We start from the raw sequence: 21,882 nt of genomic DNA, 5'->3' as shown, positions 1-21,882 counted from the left end.
GTCCGGCAAGTGCTGCCGGGGCATGTCTCGGGAGGGGCCTGACGATCCGGGAAATAATCACCCCCGCCATTGCCCGAACCTTCCGCATCGCGTAAAAGACCGGCCAGATTTCACGAACATCCGACCATTTCAAACGACGGAGACGCGAGGCCCCATGGCGCGCCAATTCATCTATCACATGCACGGCCTCTCCAAGGCCTATAACGGCAAGAAGGTTCTCGACAACATCCACCTGTCGTTCTACCCGGATGCCAAGATCGGTATCCTGGGTCCCAACGGCGCCGGCAAGTCGACCCTGCTCAAGATCATGGCCGGTCTCGACAAGGAATATACCGGTGAAGCCTGGGCTGCCGAAGGCGCCAAGGTCGGCTATCTGCCGCAGGAACCGCACCTGGACCCGGCCAAGACCGTGAAGGAAAACGTGATGGAAGGCGTCGCCCACAAGCAGGCGATCGTCGACCGTTACAACGAGCTGATGATGAACTACTCGGACGAGACCGCCGAGGAAGGCGCCAAGCTCCAGGACATCATCGACGCCGAAGACCTGTGGAACCTCGAAAGCAAGGTCGAGATGGCGATGGAAGCCCTGCGCTGCCCGCCGGAAGACGCCGACGTGACCAACCTGTCCGGTGGTGAACGCCGCCGCGTGGCGCTCTGCAAGCTGTTGCTCTCCGAGCCGGACCTGCTGCTGCTCGATGAGCCGACCAACCACCTGGACGCCGAAACCGTGCATTGGCTGGAACGCCACCTGCGCGAGTTCAAGGGCTCCGTGCTGATCATCACCCACGACCGCTACTTCCTGGACAATGTCACCGGCTGGATCCTGGAGCTCGACCGCGGTCAGGGCATCCCCTACGAAGGCAACTACTCCGCTTACCTGGAGAAGAAGACCAAGCGCATGGAGCAGGAAGGCCGCGAGAACATGGCCCGCTCCAAGGCGATTGCCCGCGAGCGCGAGTGGATGGGCATGTCGCCCAAGGGTCGCCAGACCAAGTCCAAGGCCCGTATCCGCGCCTTCGAGGATCTGCTCTCCGCACAGGAAGAGCGCATGCCCTCCATCGAACAGATCCTCATTCCGGTGGGCGAGCGCCTCGGCGCCAACGTCATCGAAGTGAAGAACGTTTCCAAGGGCTTCGGCGACCGCCTGCTGATCGACGATCTGTCCTTCAAGCTGCCGCGCGGCGGCATCGTCGGCGTGATCGGCCCGAACGGCGCCGGCAAGTCGACCCTGTTCAAGATGCTGACCGGTCAGGAAAAGCCGGACAGCGGTGAGGTCATCGTCGGCGACAGTGTGCGTCTGGGCTATGTGGACCAGTCCCGCGATGCGCTGAACCCGAGCAACAACGTCTGGGAAGAAATCTCCGGCGGCGCCGAGGTGCTCTACCTCGACGACAAGGAAATCAACTCCCGTGCCTATTGCTCGTCCTTCAACTTCAAGGGCCCGGCTCAGCAGGCCAAGGTGGGCGACCTCTCCGGTGGTCAGCGCAACCGCGTGCACCTTGCCAAGGTCCTGAAGCAGGGCGCCAACGTTCTGCTCCTCGATGAGCCGACCAACGATCTCGACACCGAGACCCTGGCCGCTCTCGAAGATGCGCTGGAAAACTACGCCGGCTGCGCCGTGGTCATCTCGCACGATCGTATGTTCCTCGACCGTCTTGCCACGCATATGCTCGCCTTTGAGGGCGACAGCCACGTGGAATGGTTCGAAGGCAACTTCGAAGACTACGAGAAGGACAAGGTCCGTCGCCTCGGCGCTCACGCAGCCGACCCGCGCCGCATCAAGTACAAGCCGCTGACCCGCTAAGGGATGCGGCCTGCGCGTGTGCCCTCAGGCTTCGTGCCCAGGGGGACGGCGCAGCACTTCAAGGACTGGAAGAGGCGGAGCCGAAAGGCTCCGCCTTTTTTGTATCCCGGGGCCCGAGGATCCGGCATCCGGCCTTGTGCACCGGCGTGAGAATCGTACTCTTGCGCCCATCCGTCCCGGAGGTTCGCGCCATGGCCAAGCAGTTTCCCGCTCTTCTCGACCAGCACATCGACTGGATCGGGCGTCAGCACATCTTCTTCACCGCGAGTGCCGCGCCCACCGGCCGGGTGAATGTCTCTCCCCGTCCGGCCACGGCGTTCCGGGTGCTCGGGCCGAACCTGGTTGCCTATCTGGACCAGACCGGCAGCAGCAACGAGACGGCGGCCCATATCCGCCAGCTCAACCGCATCACCCTCATGTTCTGCGCGGTGGAAGGGCCGCCCCAGATCCTACGGATCTATGGGTCGGCGACCGCCCTGCACCGGGGCACGGGCGACTATGACGCCCTGCTTGCTTCCGGGTTCGGCGGCGAGGAACCGGCGGGCGCCCGGCAGATCCTGCGGATCGACGTGGATCTGGTGCAGACCTCCTGCGGCTATGGGGTGCCGCTCTTCGACTATTCCGGCGAACGGCCGTCTCTCGACAACTGGTCAAAGGCCAAGACGCCGGAGGAGCTGGAGGCCTATCAGCGCGAGAAGAACACGGTGAGCCTTGACGGCTTTGCCACCGGGCTCTTCGACGAGGCGTGAGCCCGGCGTCCCGCGCTTTTTGGGTGGCAGGGGTTTGGGCTCCCCTCACGCCCAGGCACCGAGGGTCACCCGGATGAGCCCTTCCGAAATGTCGCCCAGGGTCTTGGAGGGCACGTTCGGTCCGGCATAGGGGCCGATCGGGTTCTCGTCCATGCTGAAGCCATAAGCGGCCCCGCCCAGGAAGATCGGCGGGCGCCCGGTGCTGCGGCTGTCGCCGCCGAAGGCATCGCTCACATGCAGGAACTTGGCGTAGAGATGGCAGGGTTTGCCCGCCCGATACCAGGCGGACGGCTGGTTCCAGGCGCGGGTGGAAAAGCCCGGGCGGGCCGATGACACGGCCTCCATGGTGCGGATGCCGTCCAGCGCGACCCCGCGGCACAGCGCCTGCCAGATGCAGTCCTGCAGCAGGCCCGCGTTGCCGGCCGCACCTGCCGGGGTCAGCGGCCCGAAGGCCTGCTGGAAGACATAGCGCGCACTCTCCAGTCCGGGGCGCGGCGCATAGATGCCATGGCTTTCGCCCTGAGCATTGCTGAGCTGGAAGGCCGTGGTGGCCGCACCCGTCTGCGGGTTGATGGCCGGTTCGCACACCCCTTCGAAGACGTTCGGCATGGCGGCGGATCCGAGGTTGATGCTCAGGTAATTGCCCTGTGCGAAGAAGTCTGCGATTGGCGCGTCCCAGTAGCCGGCAAGCGGATCGGTCGTCGTCGCGCCGTAGTTGCCGGACAGGACAGCCAGATAGTCGTTCGGATCGCTCAGACCGAAATACTGTCCGCCGATCAGGGGGGGCTGATAGGCGCAGGCCTGCAGCGGCGCGCGCCAGAGCAGGGGCTTGTAGTCCGCGGCGGAGGCGAGACTTTCCGCCTCGCGGGTGATGAAGGCCGCCCAGGCGGTGCCGATCTGCTGGCGCGTCACGGCCTTGCTCACCCCATAGGCCTCCAGCGGTTTGGGTGGCGGCGAGGCCTCGGCCATGCTGGCAATCGCCGGTGGCATGCGTTTGAAGCGCAGGTTGAGGCCGAAGCCGCTTACGGCGGAGACGTCGAACTGGGCATTCATGCCGAATTCCAGAATGTCGAAGGGGCCGGGCGCAGCCACACCGGGGGCCACCAGCGAGGGAAACTGGGTGAAGGGCACCGGGCACTGGCCGAGGATCGCGAGATCGTCCGGCTTTTGCGGGGAGACCACGAATATCAGCCTGTCGTTGCCGTTGGTGGCCTGGTCGAGAACCACGGCGGGAAGACCGGCCACGGGCACGAAGGGCATGGTCTGGCCGGCGGGGGCGAAGGTTCCGGCGGCGGTGAGGGTGGCAAGCGTGGAGGAGCCACCGTTGATCCACCCGCCAACCCATGCGGCGGCCGTCGGCGCCAGCCCGGTCTCGTCCCTGATTTCCATCATGATCTTCGACATGTCGCGCTCCCGGTCGTTCAATCTCTGCGAAGGGTTGAGCGCCTCATCCGCGCCCCGTCGCCAGAAGGACGCAGCGCATGCGGTTGCGTGATGACCCTGATGGCGCAGCGCCCATCGTTTCTCGTGATCCTCACATCAGGACATTTGACTTTCGCGGCCGGGCGGCGCGCGCTAGGTAAGCGCAGATCTCATCGTTGACCGGAGCCTGTCCCATGAGCCTTGCGGATGCCCCCATCGCCTCGCCCGAAACTGCCCTGGAAGCGCTGACCCTCGTTCCGGCGCGGAGGCTGTCGGCGCGGGTCAGCCTGCTTCTGAAGACGGCGACGCGGGGCGACTTCAACACCTTTGCCTGCGACAGTCTGGAGCTGACCATGGAAGGGATCGCCGGGGACCGTCATGGCGGCTTCACCCGGCGCTCGGGCGGGCGCGAACCCTACTATCCGCGGAGCACGGAAATGTGCAACGAGCGGCAGCTTTCGATTCTCGCGTCCGACGAGCTGGCGCTGGTTGCCCGCCGCATGGAGCTTGACCGGATCGAGCCGGGCTGGATCGGCGGCAACATCGTTCTCGACGGCATTGCCAATCTGTCGCTCCTGCCGCCGCGCACCCGTCTCGTCTTCGAAGGCGGCGCCGTGGTGCGCATCGACGGGGACAACGCCCCGTGCCGGGCGGCCGGAAAGTCCATTGCCGGTCACTTCCCCGAGCGCGAGGGGCTGGATCTGGCCTTCCCCAAGCAGGCCGTGCATCTGCGCGGGCTGGTCGGCTATGTGGAGAAGGCCGGCGTCATCGCGAGCGGCGAGGGCGTGATCGCCCATCTGCCACCCCAGTGGATCTACGGCGCGGCAAGCTGAGAGGCAGGTCAGCTGCGCTGGAAGTGGCGCAGGATGTTCTGGGAGCTTTCCGTGATCGCGAGGGTGATCTGCTTGATCTCCTCGGTCAGGGCGCCGAATTCCCGGCCGAGAGGTCCGGCGCGGTCGGCGGAGATCTTGGCGTTGAGCGCGATCATACGGGAGAACTGCGAGGCCTTGCGGATTTCCTCCACCGCCTGGAGAAGGTGAGCGGCATCCGCGTCACGTCTGGCTTGCCGCCGCTCCATCTCCTCGTCGAAATCCGCTTCCAGGGCCTGCACCAGGGCCTGGAGTGCCTGAAGCACCTCGCGCAGGACGAAATCGGAAAAAGCCGCCATGTCCGGCGTTGTCGCTGCCGTCCCGGATCCAGACAGGTTCTCGGCGATCTCCTGGGTGCGGCGCAGGAAGGTGTCGATGACCATTCTCGCGCCCGGGCCTGATCCCGCGCCATCTCTTAGCACCGCTTCGATGCGCGGCGATTGCAGGCGCGGCAGGTTCCGGGCCTCGTCACCTTCGGTCAGCACCCGGTAGCCGGCGCGAAATTCCTGCAAGGCAGTGTTCAACAGGGCGAGATAGGCTTCGTGCGTCTCGACCCTTCCGGAGTGCCGGGCGCCTGCGGCGAGGGCCAGGAAGCCGATCCTCTGGGAGAGCATGCGCTGACGGCCCGTGATGTTGATCAGGCTGGCAAAGGCTTTTTCTGAAACTTCGGAAGCTTGCACGCAGGGATCTCCCGTCCCGTCGGATGCCAGTGCGACATGACGTTGGGTCGTCTGAGCTGAAATCTAGCGGATAGATCGCCGGGTCGCGAAGTTCAAATTCTGGACATGTGTGGCTGAATGTGAGGCAGATCGTCAGGTTTCAACGGCCTGTCGGGCGGCTCTCCTGCATCTGTGTGGCGGCCCTTGCCGACCGGGTCGGGCGTGCTTTTTGTGCGCCGAAGTAAAAAGGGAGGCCGGTTTCCCGGCCTCCCTTGCGGAGGGATCACGGCGGACGGGGCCAGGCCCCGCCTGCGCGGTGTCACTGGTACATGCTGTTCGGGCCGAGCTTGATGGACAGGCGCAGCATGGAGCGCATGGAGAAGCCGACGCCGCTATCGATCGAGGTGCCACTGCGCCGTTCCGGTGCGGTGATGGCGGCGGCTCCGAGATCGGTCTGGTTGTATTCCATCTTCGGAACGAAGGAGTTGAGTTCCATGTTGCTGGTCAGCGAAAGGGTGGTGCGCGGGCTGAAGCGCTTGCGCGTCTCCAGGGTCAGGCCGCCGATGAAGGAAACGTCGTTGCTGTCGAGGGAGAGGCTGCCACTCACGTCTCCGCAGCCGGCACAAGTGGTCCCGGTCTGGCTGAGCGTTCCGGAATAGTCGGTGCGCGCATAATAGACGCCGGCCTGCAGACGGAACGAGGATTCCAGGCCGAGCTTGTCCCACAGGGCCCCGAGCAGGAAGGGCGAGTAGTCGCGCCCATAGGCCGCGAAGGCACCGAAGTAGTTGGTGTTCAGGTCTTCGTTATAGCGGACATTGACGATCGTTCCGCTCATGCTCGAGGACAGATCCTGATAGAAGCCGCGGACATCCGCGCCGAAGGCCAGATAGCTGTTGGAGGCTTTGATGTGGTCGGCCGCACCGGGTGCCAGCGACCAGCGGGCTTCCAGAGCCCCGCCCCAGGCATTGATGGTCCGGTCCGTATCGAGGCCCATGGTGTTGGCGCCGAGCGTGCCGGTGATCTGCTGGGTCGCCGGAATGTCGACCAGCGGCGTGATGAGGCAGTTGGTCTGCGGGCCGAGGCTGCCCGTGCATGTGTCCTTTTCGTTGCCGTCGACCCGAGCCCAGAACCCGCTCAGCGCAACCGCATCCGGGCCCTGTCCGGTTCCCTCCAGATCGAAGGTGAGGCCGCCATTCAGGTTGAAACCGGTGTTCTGATAGAAATCATCGGAGAACTTGAACGTCTCGAAAACGGTGAAGGTTCCGGTGGTGGTGGTTCGCGTCATCATGGAATCGATGTCGGGAACGAACATGAGGGCCGTGCCTGCGCCGAAGGTGAAGGTGGTCCCTCCGACCCGAACGGATCCTGTTTCCTGCGCCATGGCGCCGGTGGAGGCGGCTGCGAGGCCGGCCAAGGGGAGGCAGATGGCGGCAATGGCATGACGGTTGAAGCGCACGAGAAAAGCCTTTCATCGAAAATCACGAAATTCTGATGGCACGCTATAGTGGAAATGAAGACTTCCCTAGGGGGGAATCTTCGTGATGCGAAAGCACGGGCAAAGCTGTTGCTGAATTGCTTCAGCGGGTTTTCGCAAGCGGGTTCGCGAGACCTGGTCCGTGTCTGGATCCTCGGTCGGCACCTGTCGGCCGCAGCCCCAGGACTGGAGCAGGTCGTTCATGGCGTCGAGAACGAAAAACCGGGAGGAGTCCTGATCATAGCCCTCGGCCAGAAGCGCGTCATACTCCGTGTGGGTGTGGCGCACATGGGCGGTGGTGGCCTGCCACAGGGCAATGGAGGGCGGCAGGTGACGCAGGTGGCCGGCCAGCGCCAGATCGAGGATCGGTTCCGCATCGGCCATGGGGGCCCGGGGGATGAGGGTCCGCAGGGCCTTGCGCATTTCCTTCTCGCGTCGGGTTCCGGTCATGCCTTGCTTGCATCCTCTGCAGGGACACCGGGCAGAGGGATCGATTCGATCGGCGCCTGGCGCGCCCCGCCATTATCTCCGCCGGGACGGTCCGGTCCAGAGGTGCTTGTGCGGTGCGCGTCCGGTTTCGAACTCCGTCTCCATCCGGTCGCCCAGAACGTCGGCTTCCAGGCAGGGAGGCAGCTGGGCAAGGCCACGCCGGCTTTGCCAGCCGGACAGCGCGTGCTGGAGGGCCGACGAGAGACGGCCGGTCCAGCCGGTGGACAGGCGCAGGAACGGGCTCGCGGAGACGCAGGGCCAGGGAGCAGCGAAACGCGTTTGGGGCATGGGGCGAGGCACGGGAGACTCCAATTAGAAAAGAAAAGTCTTTTCCAATTACGCCCGACGGTGCCGTTCTGGCAATATGAAAAGCAAAAACTTTTTTTATGGGTCGGGCCGTGCTAGAAGGGGGCATGTCCGATCGCACCAAGACCCGAATTCTGACCGCCCTCAAGACCTCAGGCCCCCAGACCGCTGCGGAGCTTGCCGGGGGGCTTGCGGTCACGGCCGTGGCGGCGCGGCAGCATCTGGACAGCCTGTCCCAGGACGGGCTGGTCGCCTTCGAGGATGTCCGGTCCGGAGTGGGGCGCCCGCGCCGGATCTGGAAGCTCACCGCTGACGGCCATCGCCAGTTTCCCGACAATCACTCGGGCCTGATCCTGAGCCTTCTGGCGGGAATGCGGACGCTGCATGGGGAAGAGGGGCTGGAGGCCCTGATTGCCCTGCGCGAGGACCAGATGCGCAGCACCTATGCGAGCGCGGTGGCGGACCGGGGCGACCTGCGCTCCCGGCTTGAGGCGCTGGCGGAGATCCGGTCCCGGGAAGGCTACATGGCCGAGGTTCAGGCGCTGGAGGGGGAGCCCGACAGTTTCCTGCTGATCGAGAACCACTGCTCCATCTGCGCGGCGGCTACAGCCTGCCAGGGGTTCTGCCGGTCCGAGCTGCGTCTCTTCCAGGAGGTTCTGGGGGATGATGTGGATGTGCTGCGGGCCGAGCATCTTCTGTCCGGCGATCACCGCTGCGTCTATCGCGCCAGCCTGCGGTCCAGCAAGGCGGCCTGAAACGCGCCGATCCCGGCCGAGGTCAGGCCGGGCGATCCTCTTCACGCGGCTCCAGACCGAGATAGAGACCGGTGACCAGCTCGGCGAGGGTGTCCGGGTCGGCCTCGCGGCCCTGCGCCTTCAGGAACCCGAGGGCGGCGATGATCGCATCGCGGATCCGGTCCCGATCGAGCGGGCCTTCAGTGGGGGCACGCGCGGTCGCGGCGCCCTCTTCCCCGGTGACCAGCCAGACGAAGGACGTTTCCAGCGCTTCGGCAATCCGGAAGACCGTGTCGACCCGGGGCGAACCGTTGCCTTCGAGGCGCAAAACCTGCCGGAACAGGTCATGGTTCTCACTCACCCTTCGAGAGGCTGCGGTTGGCGTCAGATTGAGCTGTTTCAACCGGATACGGATCCGGGCCTGGAGTGTCTGTGTTCCCATGGGCTGATCCTGCCGGGGAATCGGTCCGGCGCCAATCCTTATCCGCGGCGGCGGAACATTTTGCGTGCGCCGGTTGACGTCAGGAAGGCTCGGGCCGCTCCAGCACCAGCCAGGTCCAGCGGACGCCGTGGCTGAGGTTCCAGTCCCCCTGGGACTGGGCTTGCTTGCGGCGAAGGGTTCGCAGGCCGAAGGCCTCGGCCCAGCTCAACAGCGCGTCCTCGTCGATCAGGAAATTGATGTGATGGGCAGCCGCTTCCCCGTGGCGCAGGGCCATGACGAGCCGGCCGCCCGGCGCCAGCAGCTGAGCCAGCCGCTGGAAGGCGAGCGGCTGTTCGGCCTCGTCCAGATGGTGCCAGACACCGGTCACCAGAATGAGGCCGTAGCGCTGGGTCACGCGGGAGAGGTTGGGGAAGCGGTCGTCCACCCAGTGGATCGGAATGGCCCGGTGGCGGGCCTGACCGGCTTCGCGCAAGGGCGCGCAGGGCTCCACCGCCGTGACCACTGCGCCGCGCCGGGCGAGCCAGGCGGCATCCCTCCCGGAACCTGCCCCCAGATCGAGCACGGCGAGACCCTTCAGCGTCTCGGGCAGGAGATCCAGCACCAGCCCGTAGAGCTTGACCGGATCGACGGCCTCGGTCCGCTCGATCCACTCCGGGCCGAGGCTTTCGTAACCGGTGATCGCGTCCTGGGGCATGGGAAAAAGGTCCGGTGGGAGAGGAACGGGCGGGCGTTTGTGCTCCGCTTCTAGCCCGATCCCGCCCGTCCGTCATCACCTGTGTCTCGCGACGTCCTGCCTGCCGCCTGCGTCAAGCGCTGGGGCACCATTCCAGTGACGCCTGCGGTCAGGCGGAGCGCTTGCGGCGCCCCACGGCGGCAAGCCCCGCGATCCCGGTCAGCACCAGAAGTGCGGGCGCGGGCAGGGGAATGGCCTGGGTCACGGGCGTGGTGATGAAACGGCCGCTGATCAGGGTTCCCTCGGGGACGGTGGCATCCGCATAGGACAGGGTCAGCCAGTCCGGGCCGAAGTCGACCACGAGGTCCGAGAACGCCGAGGTGATCACTTCGAAGCCGCTGAGCACCGAGCCATCGGAGAAATTGAGAAGAGAGAATGTCCATACAACGGGAAACAGGTTTGTCTCGTCGATGCTGGAGGCAGAACGAGTGGACGAGATCTGCAGCAAGTCGCCCCCGGCGCCTGCATTCATGTCGACCGAAAGAGCACTGAAATAGGTGGCCTCGGCCCCTGCGCCGACCGTCTTCACGAAGCTGCCGTAGTTCGCATCTGCCTTCAGGTTGATGGCGACAATGTCATTCAAAAGCGTCGAGGCGCTGGCGCTCATGGTGCCCAGGCACACCAGAAGCATTGCAACAAAGGTCCTGAGAAAAGCTGACATTCGAAAAATCTCCGAGGGAAATATTCGGAAAGCTAGCACATCCTCACGTTGCGTAAAGATATTTTGACGCGTTGAGCTCAAGCAAAGGACGGTGGCGTTCCGGACGGAGACCGAAGGCAGAGGCCGGATGGATCAGCGCGTCGTTTGAATGAAGGCCGGGCCGAGCTCGCATCCCGTATCTTCGATGGTCTTCCCCTGCGCTTCCCGCAGGCCGAAGTCGCCGACCTGAAGGTCGGGGAAGCTGATCTCGCGGACATGGGCCTGGCCCCTGACGATGACGTTTTCCGCACCGCAGCTATGGTTCCAGCGGCGGATCACCTCTCCGTCCACGTTGAAGCCCTTGAGTTCGACATAATCGACCGAGCCTTCGTCCGTGTCCCTGTGTTCCCAGGGATCGCGGGTCTTGCCCTCGAGATCATGAATGAGGACTTCGGCAAAGCGGAAGCGTTTCTTCGGATCCTGACAGGGGGTCGAGAGCGAGGCGAGAACCGCCCCATTGGCAGGGTTGATGATGCGGAGCTCCACGAGGTTCTCGGACACGCAGGTCTCCCTGGAGTAGTGGTATTCCCCGTCCAGCACATAGGCCTGCCCGAGCAGGACCTGTGACCCGTCGAGCTCCATGACCTTGTTGCCCTGCAAATCGGTGACCCATCGCTCGCCGTCGATCTTGGCGAACTTGTATTTTGCCTGCGCTTCGCCGGCCGGGTAGCCCTTGGGCAACAGGGCAGGGTCCTGATCGCCGGACGTCCAGTCATCGACCAGCATTTGCGGATAGACCATGAATTCTGGCACGTAGGAACGGGCGTCATCGTAGGGCTTGCGGTTTTCGGGCGTCATGAACCTGGCCGGAAGCCGCATGAGCTTGTTCAGTTCCCGTTCCGCCTCGGCGAGCCTCCTGGCCTGGGTGCCTCTGTCGTCATAGGGGACGGAACTCTTCATGGAATCCGGCTCGACCTGAGGCTTTCGCGGCACCTTGTAGCCGGTGGAGCGCTCGACGCCTTCTGCCAGGACGTTGTAGGCGGCGATGGTGGACCTCAGCTTCGGCCAGGAAGTGGCGCCGCGGTACCATTCCTGCAGGTCGAAGGCGGTATACTTGATCGAGACGATTTGCGCATCCCAAAGCTCCAGCCCGCCGGCGAAAACCTTCCTGGCCTCCTCGGCAGAGACGTAATCCTGCTGCTGGGCATTGTCGCGCATAAGGAAGTGGTCCCAGTCGGAGGACTCGGGGATGTTGAAGGACCAGGCCTGTCCGTCCGCCTTGCCGGGATCGCCGATGTCGACGACGACCTTGTAGCCCTGGGTGTAGCCGGAGGTGGTGTGCAGGCGGAAGACGACCTTGATGTCATAGGCCTGGAAGCCGGTGCGATACTCCTCCGGGATGTCCGTCAGCTGGGCCTGGAAATAGGTGTGGGTTCCGTCCAGCGCCGGCAGGGGCACCGTGGTGGGACTGTTGAACCGATATCGGAATCTGGCCGAGAGCACGGGATCGCCCATGAGGGCGAACATGGTCAGCTTCGCGTCCCAGCTGAAGTATTTCTGGTTCAGGGTGTCCTGATAGACCTTGTCTGCGGCATTGAAGGTGTAGCGGTCCTCGGCCTGCACGCTTGCAGCGGAGAGGACGCAAGCGGACAATGCCAGGATCAGAGCGCTGGCCAGACGGGCAAGGAGCGGTCTCGTTCTGCGGGGCATGGTCACTCCTCCATCCAGGCGTCGAAGGCCTTTTGCTGCTCTGCGCTGCGCTTCGGGGTCTTGCCGTTGTCGGCAGCGGCCAGATCGAGGGTGCTGACGAGAAGCGATGGCGCATCAGGCGTCCATTCGGGCAGGGCGATCTTCTCGATGGTCGGCGGCACTAGCGGGGCGGAGGTGGTGGCCTGGTCCTGGCTGCCGTCGCTCGTGTTGGTGGCGGCGACGTCTGTGTTGCTGTCCGCACTTTCGGGTCGCAGCTTGCCGATCTGGTGACCGATACCGCCGATGATCTGAAGGGGGAAGCGGAGGATCGCGCCGCCCACATCGGTGACCGTCTCGATCATCTCGCCGCCCTTGCGCTCGAAACTGTCGGTGTCGAGAACCGACCAGGCAAGTGGGCTGAAGACGAGCACGAGAAAGGCGATCTGCAGGCCGAGCGGTGGACGCCATTGCTTCACCGGCGGCTTGATGGACGCAGGCGTCATGGTCTCATGAGGGCGTTGGGCCGTGGGCGCGGAATCGCTGACAGGCCGCGTTTGTGGCGCTTGCGGGGCCGGTTCGGTCTCCGGCGCGTCGGTCTGCAACTGGAGCAGGGGGGACGCGCTCGTGAAGATCGTGCCGACAGGCGGTCCCGCTTGAAGGATGCCCGTCACCGGTGCGCGGATCCCTACCTTACGTCCATCCGACAGTTCGAGGCGGGCCATGATGGCCCCCTTTTCCACTCGGTCGCCGGGCGCGAAGGGGAGCTCGACAATCCGCAGCGGGTAAAGGCCGGGGTCGGTGGGTGTGCGCGTCTGGATGATGGGCATGGGCGGGGCAGGAAATTGCTTGCTGAAATGTCATGCGACGTTAGCACCCGCAGCATGGCAGGACAATTTTCCTTTTGTTTCCGAGCGATTTTGCTGTTTCATCCGGCGAGACGGCAGCCGGCCTTGCCCACGGTCTTGCGCAGGGTGTCGACGAGTATGCCGAAATCCTTCGAGCGCGGGGAGGACTTGCGCCAGACCAGCCCCACCGTGCGGGCAGGCTGGGGATCGGCGAAGCGCAGCAGGGTCACCCGTTCGTCACGCACCTCGAAGTCGGCGCAGATTTCGGGCAGAAGCGTCACCCCATAGCCGGCGGCAACCATCTGCATCACGGTGGCCAGCGAGGTCGCGCCCAGGGTGTTGCCTCCGGCGGTGGAGACATTCTGGCAATAGTTGAGCGCCTGATCGCGCAGGCAGTGGCCCTCTTCCAGAAGCAGGATATTTTCCTTTTCCAGATCATCGGGCAGCACCCGCCGGTCCCGGTCCAGGGTATCGGACGCGCAGCGGGCCAGCAGGAACCGGTCCTCGAAGAGCGGCTCGCTGATGAGTCCGGCCGTGTCTGCGGGCAGGGCGATGATGATCGCATCGAGCTTGCCTTCCTGCAGCTCCTCGGTCAGCGCCTGGGTCAGGGTCTCGCGAATGGTGAGCCGCAGTTCCGGGTGGGCGCTGGAGAGAACCGGCAGGATGCGCGGCAGGAGATAGGGCGCGATCGAGGGAATGATCCCGAGCCGCAGGGGGCCGGTGAGGGGCTGGCCGGCCTGGCGGGCGTAGTCGTGAAGGTCCTGCACGTCGGTGAGGATGGCGCGAGCGCGGGCGGCCACTTCCTCACCTTCCCGGGTGAGGCGCACCCGGTTGGGCAGGCGCTCGATCAGCATGACGCCGAGGTCGCGTTCCAGCTCCTTGATCTGCATGGACAGGGCAGGCTGGGAGACGGACACCGCATCAGCGGCCTTGCGGAAATGCAGGTGGGTGGCGAGGGCGTCGAGATAGCGGAGCTGGCGAAGGGAGATCATCCCGATAAGATACGCTTATGAGAGATCGCATTCAATACAATCGGTGCTGATCGGAACCGGGGGCGGTGCGATCCGTCTTCCCTGCAGGAGTTGCAAGCCTCAAGGGAGAAGGAGACCCTCATGACCGACAAGCCGAAACTGACGACGACCGCAGGTGCCCCCTGGCCGAACAATCAGGACAGCGTGACGGCGGGAGAGCGGGGGCCGCTGCTGCTGCAGGATTATCAGCTGCTGGAGAAGCTGGCGCATCAGAACCGCGAGCGGATCCCGGAGCGCACCGTCCACGCCAAGGGGTGGGGCGCCCACGGGGTTCTGAGGATCACTGGCGACATTTCCCGCTACACGCGCGCCAAGGCCCTGCAGCCGGGCGCGGAAACGCCGATGCTGGCCCGGTTCTCGACGGTGGCAGGCGAGCAGGGGGCGGCAGATCACGAGCGCGACGTGCGCGGCTTTGCCCTGAAGTTCTACACCGAGGAAGGCAACTGGGATCTGGTGGGAAACAACACGCCGGTCTTCTTCATCCGGGACGGCTACAAGTTCCCCGACTTCATCCACACCCAAAAGCGGCATCCCAAGACCAACATGCGCTCTCCCACCGCCATGTGGGACTTCTGGTCCCTGTCGCCAGAAAGCCTGCATCAGGTGACCATCCTCATGTCCGACCGGGGCCTGCCAAAGTCGCCGATGCACATGCATGGCTACGGCTCACACACCTATTCGCTCTGGAACGACGCGGGCGAGCGCTACTGGGTGAAGTTCCACTTCAAGACACAGCAGGGCATTGAGACGCTGTCCAACGCGGAGGCGGAGGAGATCATCGGCCGCACCCGCGAGGGCTATCAGGAACAGCTCTTCAACGCGATCGACCAGGGCGACTATCCGCGCTGGACCATGCAGATCCAGGTCATGCCGGAAAAGGATGCGGAGACCTGCGGCTTCAATCCGTTCGATCTGACCAAGGTCTGGCCGCACGGGGACTTCCCGCTGATCGACGTGGGTCACTTCGAGCTGAACCGGAACCCGGAAAACTATTTCGCCGAGATCGAGACTGCGGCCTTCTCGCCGTCCAACGTGGTGCCGGGCATCTCCTGGTCGCCGGACAAGATGCTGCAGGCGCGCATCTTCTCCTATGCGGATGCCCATCGCTATCGACTGGGCACCCATTACGACCAGATCCCGGTCAACCGGCCGCGCTGCCCGGTGCACCACTATCACAAGGACGGGGAGATGAACGTCTATGGCGGCGTGAAGACCGGCAACCCCAACGCCTTTTACGAGCCGAATTCCTTCAACGGGCCGGTGGAGCAGCGCGACGCGCAGGAACCGCCGCTGCGGGTGTCGGGCGATGCCACCCGCTATGATCACCGTACCGGGCATGACGACTATTCCCAGCCGCGCGCGCTCTATGAAAAGGTGATGGATCAGGGCGCTCGCGACCGGCTGCATGGCAACATGGGCGGTGCGCTGGTGGGCGTGCCGACCGAGATCGTCGAACGATGGCTCGGCCATCTGGCTCAGGTCCACCCGGACTATGTGGCGGGCGTGCGCAAGGTGTGGCAGGAGAAGTCCCGCGATGCGGGCTACGACCCCAACGGCCTGCCGATCACCGGGGATACGCCGCATGAGGCGGGGGATGAGCAGCCACACAGCCCGACGATCGCGGCCGAGTAAGGGTCTGCCTCATCGCGCGTGAAGATTTCAGCGGGTCCGGGTGCTTTCGCATCCGGGCCCGATTCTCTTTCTGGCTCGTGAAGAGAAGGCTGCGACGGGGGCTCTGCCTGCGGCGGAGGGTCGCGGTTGTGGGGTCTTGGCCTCGAGTGGGGAGGCGGTGCGGCGTGGAGCGCCCGGGCCCTGCGCGGGTGGCCGGGTCAGGATCCGTGCGGCAAGAGGTTTGCCGCGCTGGCCTTTCGCGCTTGTCCGGTTAACGGACACCTGCGCCATAAGGAGAACTTCGGGGGGCTCCGGGAGATCAATCAGAAATTCTTATCATAGTTTGGAATCAATACAATTGGACCTTATCCCGCCGCCTCGACATAGTGGCGCCGAACTCGCCGCGAGGCGGGCTGGGAGAGACCACATGCCACCGGAACGCCGGGGCAGGCCCTCTCTCGGGCACTCAATCAGACTAGAGCATCGGAGAGAGACGATGGACGCCAAGAGCGACAGCGCCGGAAAATGCCCGGTCATGCACGGCAGCGTGACCGAAACCGGAACGAGCAACACGGCCTGGTGGCCGAAGGCGCTCAACCTGGACATCCTGCATCAGCACGACACCAAGTCCAACCCGCTGGGCGAGGACTTCGACTATCGTGAAGAGCTGAAGAAGCTGGACGTTGCAGCCCTCAAGGCCGACCTGCACGCCCTGATGACCGACAGCCAGGATTGGTGGCCGGCCGACTACGGTCATTACGGCGGCCTGATGATCCGTCTGGCCTGGCACTCTGCCGGTTCCTACCGTCTGGCCGATGGCCGCGGTGGCGGCGGCACGGGCAACATTCGCTTCGCCCCGCTGAACTCCTGGCCGGACAACGTCTCCCTGGACAAGGCGCGCCGCCTGCTGTGGCCGGTGAAGAAGAAGTATGGCAACGCCATCTCCTGGGCCGACCTGATCATCCTGGCCGGTAACGTCGCTTACGAATCCATGGGTCTGAAGACCTTCGGCTTCTCCTTCGGCCGTCAGGACATCTGGCATCCCGAAAAGGACGTCTACTGGGGCGCCGAAAAGGAATGGCTGGCACCGTCCGACGAACGCTATGGTGACGTCGCGAACCCGGCCACCATGGAAAACCCGCTGGCTGCCGTGCAGATGGGCCTGATCTACGTGAACCCGGAAGGGGTGAACGGCAAGCCGGATCCGCTCAAGACCGCTCAGCAGGTGCGTGAGACCTTCGCCCGCATGGCCATGAACGACGAGGAAACCGCAGCGCTGGCCGCTGGCGGTCACACCGTCGGCAAGTGCCACGGCAATGGCGATGCGGCCACCCTCGGCTCCGAGCCGGAAGCTGCCGACTTCGCCGATCAGGGCCTTGGCTGGTCCAACCCGAACCTGCAGGGCAAGGCGGCAAACGCCATCACCTCCGGGATCGAAGGCGCCTGGACGACCAACCCGACCGTGTTCGACATGGGCTATTTCGAGCTCCTGTTCGGCTACGAGTGGGAACTGGCCCGCAGCCCGGCAGGTGCCCAGCAGTGGCAGCCGGTCGGCATCAAGGAAGAGCACATGCCGGTTGACGCGTCGGACCCGTCCGTCCGTCGCATGCCGATCATGACCGACGCCGACATGGCCATGAAGATGGACCCGACCTATCGCGCCATCTGCGAAAAGTTCATGGCCGATCCGGAATACTTCCGCGACACCTTTGCTCGCGCCTGGTTCAAGCTGACCCACCGTGATCTGGGCCCGCAGGTCCGCTATGTCGGTCCGGAAGCTCCGAAGGAAGTCCTCATCTGGCAGGACCCGGTTCCGGCCGGTGAAACCAACTACGACATTGGTGGTCTGAAGTCGGCGATTGCCGCCAGCGGCCTGTCCGTGTCCGAGCTGGTCTCCACCGCATGGGACAGCGCGCGCACCTACCGTCAGTCCGACATGCGCGGCGGTGCAAACGGTGCCCGCATCCGTCTGGCTCCGCAGAAGGATTGGGAAGGCAACGAGCCGGCTCGTCTGGCCAAGGTTCTCGCCGTTCTCGAGCCGCTGGCGGCCAAGTTCGGTGCTTCCGTGGCCGACACCATCGTCCTGGCTGGTAACGTGGGTATCGAGATGGCTGCAGATGCGGCCGGCTTCGATCTCTCCGTTCCCTTCGCACCGGGCCGTGGCGACGCAACCGACGAGATGACCGATGCGGCCAGCTTCGCTCCGCTGGAGCCGATCCATGACGGCTTCCGCAACTGGGTGAAGAAGGACTACGTGGTGAGCCCGGAAGAGCTGATGCTCGACCGCGCCCAGCTGATGGGTCTGACCGGTCCGGAAATGACCGTCCTGCTCGGCGGCCTGCGCGTTCTGGGTACCAACCATGGTGGCACCAAGCACGGCGTGTTCACGGATCAGGAAGGCGTTCTGTCCAACGACTTCTTCATCCACCTGACCGACATGGCCTACACCTGGAAGCCGACCGGCAAGAACACCTATGACATCTGCGACCGCAAGACCGGCGCCAAGGTGTTCACCGCCACCCGTGCGGATCTGGTGTTCGGTTCCAACTCGATCCTGCGCGCCTATGCGGAAGTCTACGCGCAGGACGATGCCTTCGACCGCTTCGTCAACGATTTCGTTGCCGCATGGGTCAAGGTGATGAACGCCGACCGGTTCGACCTGCAGGCCTGATCGGCCCAAGGTTAGCTGATGACGGAATGAGGGGCGGCCGAAAGGCTGCCCCTTTTTCATTGTCCACCGGGGTGTCCGCCCTTGCCGCGTCGAGGGGCGACGGATGCCGTCCAGCAGGACGCTGCGTCATGAAAACGAGGGCTTATCGAGAAGAAATATTTCACTGCTTTTATCCGCAATCCTGCGGAGGCTGCCGTTGCTCAGGCGAGGCAGATCTCTTATGAATTCCAATACCTTGCCCCTCACTGGAGAGGGGCCTTCGGGCAATGGTCAGCTATTTTAGCTAAATCTGATTTTATTGGTCGAAAATGGATTTAAGGGTTTTTTAAATCCTCAAGGCAGTGTGATCGGGACTCAACCTGGAGCCGGTGTGCGAAATGTCTGACGCGCTGAAAACTGAACTTGTGAACTTCAAGGCCCTGGATGCGGAAGCCAACGCTTCGCGTTCGGCCGAGCTTGCGAGGCAGGTGGCAACGCTTTTCTCCTATACCTCCGACAGATGCTCCGCCGAACAGGTGGAAATCTATGACGGGGTGCTGCTGCGCCTTGTCGGCATGGTGGAACGGGAAGTCCGTCAATTCGTGGCCGAGAAGATGGCGCGGTTGCGCCGCGGTCCCGAACAGACCGTGCGCCACCTCGCCGGAGACGATATCGCGGTCGCCGAGCCGATCCTGCGTGAAAGCCCGATCCTGCGCGACGTGGACCTGGTGGAGCTTGCCGACAAGCATGGCGATGACCACCGACTTGCCATCGCCCGCCGCGATGTCCTGTCCGAAATGGTTACGGATGTGCTGGTTCGGCGCGGCGACATCGTCGTGAAGCGGGCCGTGGCCAAGAATGGCGGCGCTCTCTTCAATGACGGCACGCTCTGTGCGCTGATCCACGAATCCGCGAAGGATGTCAGCATGCAGGAGATCCTGAGCGATCGCCCGGATCTGGCCGACAACCACATTCACCAGCTGATTGCCGTGGCCGCCGAAGATGTGCGGGCCAAGCTGGTCAGCCGCGGGCAGGGCGAGGAAGCCAGCCGCGTGGACGAGGCGGTCGACGCGCTCGCCGTCAACATGAGCAACGAATACTGGCTCGGCCGCTATGACTTCGAGACCGCGCAGACCCGCGTGCTCGTGCTGGCCAAGCGCGGCATGATCGACGAGGCGGCCCTGCGCCGCTTCGCCAATGAAGACCGGTTCGCCGAAGTGGTGGCTACCTTTGCCTGGATCGCCCGCTACGGCATCCAGGAGGTCAGTCACTGGATGGTGCGGCCGGATCCGGAACCCTTCCTGGTGGTGGCCCGTGCCAACGGCATTTCCGCCATCACCGTCAGCCAGCTGCTCAACATCGGGCCCTGGCGCCACCGCCTGACGCCGGAGTCCCGAAAGACGTCGCTTCAGGCCTTTGAACGCATGAGCGTCTCCGACGCCAAGCGCAAGCTGGCCATTTGGGCCCATGCCGGAATGTCCGGCTGACAAGAACACGACTTCAAACCAAAACAAGAACAGGGCGGTGGTTCGGGGCGCGAACCGCCGCCTCTTTTTTGTGATCCATGCGGTCGCCCGTCGAGGTGTCTCCCCCAGGGCCCTTCGTGAGGCTCTCTGCAAGGCCTTGAAGCCCCTAGCGTTCGCACGGCGGTGTCGCGTCGCCTAGATGCATTGTGCGGGCCGGGCGCCACCTGTTCATGACTTGCATTTTTGGCTTGATCGGTATAAAGATATCTTTATATCAAAATCAGCGTTCTGACCGGTGAGCTTGCAGGGCTCATGAGGGGAACGGATTGTGATCGGACACGCCATGCCAGAACAGAACAGCCTTTCGTTGGATGCAGGTCTTGCCGTGCTTCGGGCCGTGGCGGAGGAAACCCGCCTGCGGCTCGTGTCTCTGCTGGCGGAGAGCGAACTGACGGTCAAAGATGCGACCGCCATTCTCGGGCAGAGCCAGCCGCGCATCTCGCGCCATCTCAAGCTTCTGGCGGAAGCTCATCTGATCCGCCGCTATCCGGAAGGCTCCTGGGTCTATTACCGGCTGGGCGATGGGGCCGAGGGCGCCTTTGCCCGGGATCTCGTGGCCCGTCTTCAGGCAAGCGATCCGGTTCTCGTCGCCGACCGGGAGCGCTTTGAGGCGCTGCGCCGCGCCAAGGCTGAAGAGGCTGCCCGCTATTTCGCCTCCAAGGCCCGGACCTGGGACGAGGAGCGCTCGCTCCACGCCGCCGACAGCGAAGTGGAGCGTGCCATTCTGGCGGCACTCGGTCCGCAGTCCTTCCGCAGCTTCCTGGATCTGGGCACCGGCACCGGTCGCCTGCTTGAACTTCTGAGCGACCGCTATGACACCGCGCTTGGCATCGATGCCTCGCACGACATGCTGGCGGTGGCCCGGGCCAATCTCGCCCGTGCCGATCTGGGGGCAGCGCAGGTGCGCCATGGCGACATTTATGCGCTCAACGTGCCGCCCCGCTCCTTTGATGTGGTGGCGGTCCATCAGGTCCTTCACTTCCTTGAAGATCCGGCCCGGGCGCTTGCGGAGGCGGCGCGCGCCCTGCGGCCGGGCGGCCGGCTGCTCATCGTGGATTTCGCCCCGCACGGGCTGGAATTCCTGCGCGAGGAACATGCTCACCGGCGCCTCGGCTTTTCCCATGACCAGATGAAGTCCTGGCTGCAAGGCCTGGACCTGGATCTGGAACAGGTCACAGACCTCGCCCCCCGGGCGGAAGAAACTCAGAAACTGACAGTCACTTTGTGGGTGGCCCGAGATCCGCGCATCATCACGGATCTTCCGGTGGCCGACCCGAACCGAGAGGTTGCGTAACACCATGAGCGATCATCCCCATCGCCGTTCCCGTGACACGGGCGGGCCGAACATCACGGCCTCCTTCGAGTTCTTTCCGCCGAAGACGGACAAGATGGCCGAGACCCTGTGGGCAACCGTCAAGCGTCTGGAAGCCCTCAACCCGTCCTTCGTATCCGTGACCTATGGCGCGGGCGGCTCCACCCGTGAGCGCACCCACCGCACGGTGGAGCGGATCCTCAACGAGACCGGCATGCGTCCGGCCGCGCATCTGACCTGCGTCGGGGCCGCGCGGTCCGAGGTCGATGCGATCGTGCAGGACTATTGGGACATGGGTGTGCGGCATCTGGTGGCCCTGCGCGGTGACCCGCTGACGGGCATCGGAACGCCCTATGAATCCCATCCGGAAGGCTATGCCTATGCGGCCGACCTGGTGGCCGGGGTGAAGAAGATCGGCAATTTCGACGTGTCCGTCTCGGGCTATCCGGAGCGTCATCCGGAAAGCGGCGACTGGCAGGTCGAGCTGGACAATCTGAAGCGCAAGGTGGACGCCGGAGCCGACCGGGTTATCACCCAGTATTTCTTCGACAATGACCTGTTCGAGGATTATCTGGAACGGCTCGCCAAGGCCTCGATCTCCATTCCGGTGGTGCCGGGCATCCTGCCGATCCAGAATTTCGAGCAGACCGTCGGCTTCTCGGAAAGATGCGGCACGACGATCCCCGACTGGCTCGCCCGCCGCTTTGCCGGGCTTGGCGAGGATGCGGAAACCCGCAAGCTTGTCGGGGCAGGGGTGGCCTGCGAACAAGTGATGGATCTGGTCGACCGGGGTATTTCCGACTTCCATTTCTACACCATGAATCGGGCCGACCTGACCTATGCCCTGTGCCGGATGCTCGGCATGGGCGATGAGAACGGACAAGAGGCCGCGTGAAG

The 21,882-nt window shown here is 64.2% G+C and carries 19 protein-coding genes and 1 pseudogene; 9 read left to right on the top strand and 11 right to left on the bottom strand.

Annotated features, from left to right (window positions below; translation table 11 throughout):
• The first annotated feature begins 154 nt into the window (after nucleotides 1-154).
• Complete coding sequence (gene ettA / locus FR728_RS10900; RefSeq protein WP_149892693.1) at nucleotides 155-1,804, top strand: energy-dependent translational throttle protein EttA; 1,650 nt, start codon at nucleotides 155-157, stop codon at nucleotides 1,802-1,804.
• A 191-nt stretch (nucleotides 1,805-1,995) separates the two neighbouring features.
• A complete protein-coding gene (locus FR728_RS10895; RefSeq protein WP_149892692.1) occupies nucleotides 1,996-2,553 on the top strand; it encodes a pyridoxamine 5'-phosphate oxidase family protein in 558 nt (185 codons plus the stop codon).
• 45 nt (nucleotides 2,554-2,598) lie between these two features.
• On the opposite strand, the gene FR728_RS10890 is transcribed toward FR728_RS10895, so the two are convergent.
• Nucleotides 2,599-3,957 (bottom strand): hypothetical protein, encoded by a 1,359-nt coding sequence (locus FR728_RS10890; protein ID WP_149892691.1) that lies wholly within the window; start codon nucleotides 3,955-3,957, stop codon nucleotides 2,599-2,601.
• Between the two features lie 212 nt (nucleotides 3,958-4,169).
• Here FR728_RS10890 and FR728_RS10885 point away from each other — a divergent pair, with 212 nt between their 5' ends.
• Nucleotides 4,170-4,808 (top strand): MOSC domain-containing protein, encoded by a 639-nt coding sequence (locus FR728_RS10885; protein ID WP_149892690.1) that lies wholly within the window; start codon nucleotides 4,170-4,172, stop codon nucleotides 4,806-4,808.
• 8 nt (nucleotides 4,809-4,816) lie between these two features.
• Here the strand turns inward: FR728_RS10885 and FR728_RS10880 are convergent, their stop codons facing one another.
• The 4 genes and pseudogenes from FR728_RS10880 to FR728_RS10865 form a co-directional block, all read right to left on the bottom strand.
• Nucleotides 4,817-5,524 (bottom strand): type IV pili methyl-accepting chemotaxis transducer N-terminal domain-containing protein, encoded by a 708-nt coding sequence (locus tag FR728_RS10880; protein ID WP_149892689.1) that lies wholly within the window; start codon nucleotides 5,522-5,524, stop codon nucleotides 4,817-4,819.
• Between the two features lie 298 nt (nucleotides 5,525-5,822).
• Nucleotides 5,823-6,959 carry a hypothetical protein gene (locus FR728_RS10875; RefSeq protein ID WP_149892688.1) on the bottom strand — a complete coding sequence of 379 codons (1,137 nt, stop codon included), beginning with the start codon at nucleotides 6,957-6,959 and terminating at the stop codon, nucleotides 5,823-5,825.
• A 162-nt stretch (nucleotides 6,960-7,121) separates the two neighbouring features.
• Nucleotides 7,122-7,427: pseudogene (locus FR728_RS10870) on the bottom strand (DUF2293 domain-containing protein); the annotation flags it as partial.
• 72 nt (nucleotides 7,428-7,499) lie between these two features.
• Nucleotides 7,500-7,754, bottom strand: a complete 255-nt coding sequence (locus FR728_RS10865) for a hypothetical protein (RefSeq protein ID WP_149892686.1) — start codon at nucleotides 7,752-7,754, stop codon at nucleotides 7,500-7,502.
• Nucleotides 7,755-7,879: 125 nt separating this feature from the next.
• Between FR728_RS10865 and FR728_RS10860 the strand changes: the two genes are divergently transcribed.
• Complete coding sequence (locus tag FR728_RS10860) at nucleotides 7,880-8,527, top strand: helix-turn-helix transcriptional regulator (RefSeq protein WP_149892685.1); 648 nt, start codon at nucleotides 7,880-7,882, stop codon at nucleotides 8,525-8,527.
• A gap of 22 nt (nucleotides 8,528-8,549) precedes the next feature.
• Here FR728_RS10860 and FR728_RS10855 read toward each other — a convergent pair whose 3' ends face one another.
• The 6 genes from FR728_RS10855 to FR728_RS10830 all read right to left on the bottom strand — a co-directional run bounded on the left by FR728_RS10855 (nucleotide 8,550) and on the right by FR728_RS10830 (nucleotide 13,847).
• Nucleotides 8,550-8,948 carry a hypothetical protein gene (locus FR728_RS10855; protein WP_149892684.1) on the bottom strand — a complete coding sequence of 133 codons (399 nt, stop codon included), beginning with the start codon at nucleotides 8,946-8,948 and terminating at the stop codon, nucleotides 8,550-8,552.
• Nucleotides 8,949-9,027: 79 nt separating this feature from the next.
• On the bottom strand, nucleotides 9,028-9,642 hold the full coding sequence (locus FR728_RS10850; RefSeq protein WP_149892683.1) for a class I SAM-dependent methyltransferase: 615 nt from the start codon (nucleotides 9,640-9,642) through the stop codon (nucleotides 9,028-9,030).
• Between the two features lie 148 nt (nucleotides 9,643-9,790).
• Nucleotides 9,791-10,312, bottom strand: coding sequence for a VPLPA-CTERM sorting domain-containing protein (locus FR728_RS10845; protein WP_149892682.1), 522 nt, complete (start codon nucleotides 10,310-10,312; stop codon nucleotides 9,791-9,793).
• A gap of 162 nt (nucleotides 10,313-10,474) precedes the next feature.
• Nucleotides 10,475-12,031: a hypothetical protein gene (locus tag FR728_RS10840; RefSeq protein WP_149892681.1), complete on the bottom strand. Its 1,557-nt coding sequence runs from the start codon at nucleotides 12,029-12,031 to the stop codon at nucleotides 10,475-10,477.
• A gap of 2 nt (nucleotides 12,032-12,033) precedes the next feature.
• Complete coding sequence (locus FR728_RS10835) at nucleotides 12,034-12,732, bottom strand: hypothetical protein (protein WP_188318875.1); 699 nt, start codon at nucleotides 12,730-12,732, stop codon at nucleotides 12,034-12,036.
• Nucleotides 12,733-12,935: 203 nt separating this feature from the next.
• A complete protein-coding gene (locus FR728_RS10830; protein ID WP_149892679.1) occupies nucleotides 12,936-13,847 on the bottom strand; it encodes a LysR substrate-binding domain-containing protein in 912 nt (303 codons plus the stop codon).
• A gap of 120 nt (nucleotides 13,848-13,967) precedes the next feature.
• Between FR728_RS10830 and FR728_RS10825 the strand changes: the two genes are divergently transcribed.
• From FR728_RS10825 to metF, 5 genes are all read left to right on the top strand, one after another.
• On the top strand, nucleotides 13,968-15,518 hold the full coding sequence (locus FR728_RS10825; protein ID WP_149892678.1) for a catalase: 1,551 nt from the start codon (nucleotides 13,968-13,970) through the stop codon (nucleotides 15,516-15,518).
• Nucleotides 15,519-15,993: 475 nt separating this feature from the next.
• Entirely contained in the window at nucleotides 15,994-18,168 is a 2,175-nt protein-coding gene (gene katG, locus FR728_RS10820) for a catalase/peroxidase HPI (RefSeq protein WP_149892677.1), read from the top strand.
• Between the two features lie 377 nt (nucleotides 18,169-18,545).
• On the top strand, nucleotides 18,546-19,634 hold the full coding sequence (locus FR728_RS10815) for a DUF2336 domain-containing protein (protein ID WP_149892676.1): 1,089 nt from the start codon (nucleotides 18,546-18,548) through the stop codon (nucleotides 19,632-19,634).
• 322 nt (nucleotides 19,635-19,956) lie between these two features.
• On the top strand, nucleotides 19,957-20,967 hold the full coding sequence (locus FR728_RS10810; protein WP_149892675.1) for an ArsR/SmtB family transcription factor: 1,011 nt from the start codon (nucleotides 19,957-19,959) through the stop codon (nucleotides 20,965-20,967).
• Between the two features lie 4 nt (nucleotides 20,968-20,971).
• Nucleotides 20,972-21,880 (top strand): methylenetetrahydrofolate reductase [NAD(P)H], encoded by a 909-nt coding sequence (metF, locus tag FR728_RS10805; protein ID WP_149892674.1) that lies wholly within the window; start codon nucleotides 20,972-20,974, stop codon nucleotides 21,878-21,880.
• Nucleotides 21,881-21,882 lie beyond the last annotated feature (2 nt).

Origin of the sequence: Roseibium aestuarii (assembly GCF_008477545.1) — a bacterium.
Taxonomy (GTDB): domain Bacteria; phylum Pseudomonadota; class Alphaproteobacteria; order Rhizobiales; family Stappiaceae; genus Roseibium; species Roseibium aestuarii.
Note: the sequence above shows the minus strand (reverse complement) of the source record. Positions and strands in the feature narration are given on the sequence as shown.

Bases quoted from the DNA above. Each gene is read 5' to 3' on its own strand.
- ettA (WP_149892693.1), top strand. From the start codon at position 155: ATGGCGCGCCAATTCATCTATCACATGCACGGCCTCTCCAAGGCCTAT.
- FR728_RS10895 (WP_149892692.1), top strand. From the start codon at position 1,996: ATGGCCAAGCAGTTTCCCGCTCTTCTCGACCAGCACATCGACTGGATC.
- FR728_RS10890 (WP_149892691.1), bottom strand. From the start codon at position 3,957: ATGTCGAAGATCATGATGGAAATCAGGGACGAGACCGGGCTGGCGCCG.
- FR728_RS10885 (WP_149892690.1), top strand. From the start codon at position 4,170: ATGAGCCTTGCGGATGCCCCCATCGCCTCGCCCGAAACTGCCCTGGAA.
- FR728_RS10865 (WP_149892686.1), bottom strand. From the start codon at position 7,754: ATGCCCCAAACGCGTTTCGCTGCTCCCTGGCCCTGCGTCTCCGCGAGC.
- FR728_RS10860 (WP_149892685.1), top strand. From the start codon at position 7,880: ATGTCCGATCGCACCAAGACCCGAATTCTGACCGCCCTCAAGACCTCA.
- FR728_RS10855 (WP_149892684.1), bottom strand. From the start codon at position 8,948: ATGGGAACACAGACACTCCAGGCCCGGATCCGTATCCGGTTGAAACAG.
- FR728_RS10850 (WP_149892683.1), bottom strand. From the start codon at position 9,642: ATGCCCCAGGACGCGATCACCGGTTACGAAAGCCTCGGCCCGGAGTGG.
- FR728_RS10845 (WP_149892682.1), bottom strand. From the start codon at position 10,312: ATGCTTCTGGTGTGCCTGGGCACCATGAGCGCCAGCGCCTCGACGCTT.
- FR728_RS10840 (WP_149892681.1), bottom strand. From the start codon at position 12,031: ATGCCCCGCAGAACGAGACCGCTCCTTGCCCGTCTGGCCAGCGCTCTG.
- FR728_RS10835 (WP_188318875.1), bottom strand. From the start codon at position 12,732: ATGGCCCGCCTCGAACTGTCGGATGGACGTAAGGTAGGGATCCGCGCA.
- FR728_RS10830 (WP_149892679.1), bottom strand. From the start codon at position 13,847: ATGATCTCCCTTCGCCAGCTCCGCTATCTCGACGCCCTCGCCACCCAC.
- FR728_RS10825 (WP_149892678.1), top strand. From the start codon at position 13,968: ATGACCGACAAGCCGAAACTGACGACGACCGCAGGTGCCCCCTGGCCG.
- katG (WP_149892677.1), top strand. From the start codon at position 15,994: ATGGACGCCAAGAGCGACAGCGCCGGAAAATGCCCGGTCATGCACGGC.
- FR728_RS10815 (WP_149892676.1), top strand. From the start codon at position 18,546: ATGTCTGACGCGCTGAAAACTGAACTTGTGAACTTCAAGGCCCTGGAT.
- FR728_RS10810 (WP_149892675.1), top strand. From the start codon at position 19,957: ATGCCAGAACAGAACAGCCTTTCGTTGGATGCAGGTCTTGCCGTGCTT.
- metF (WP_149892674.1), top strand. From the start codon at position 20,972: ATGAGCGATCATCCCCATCGCCGTTCCCGTGACACGGGCGGGCCGAAC.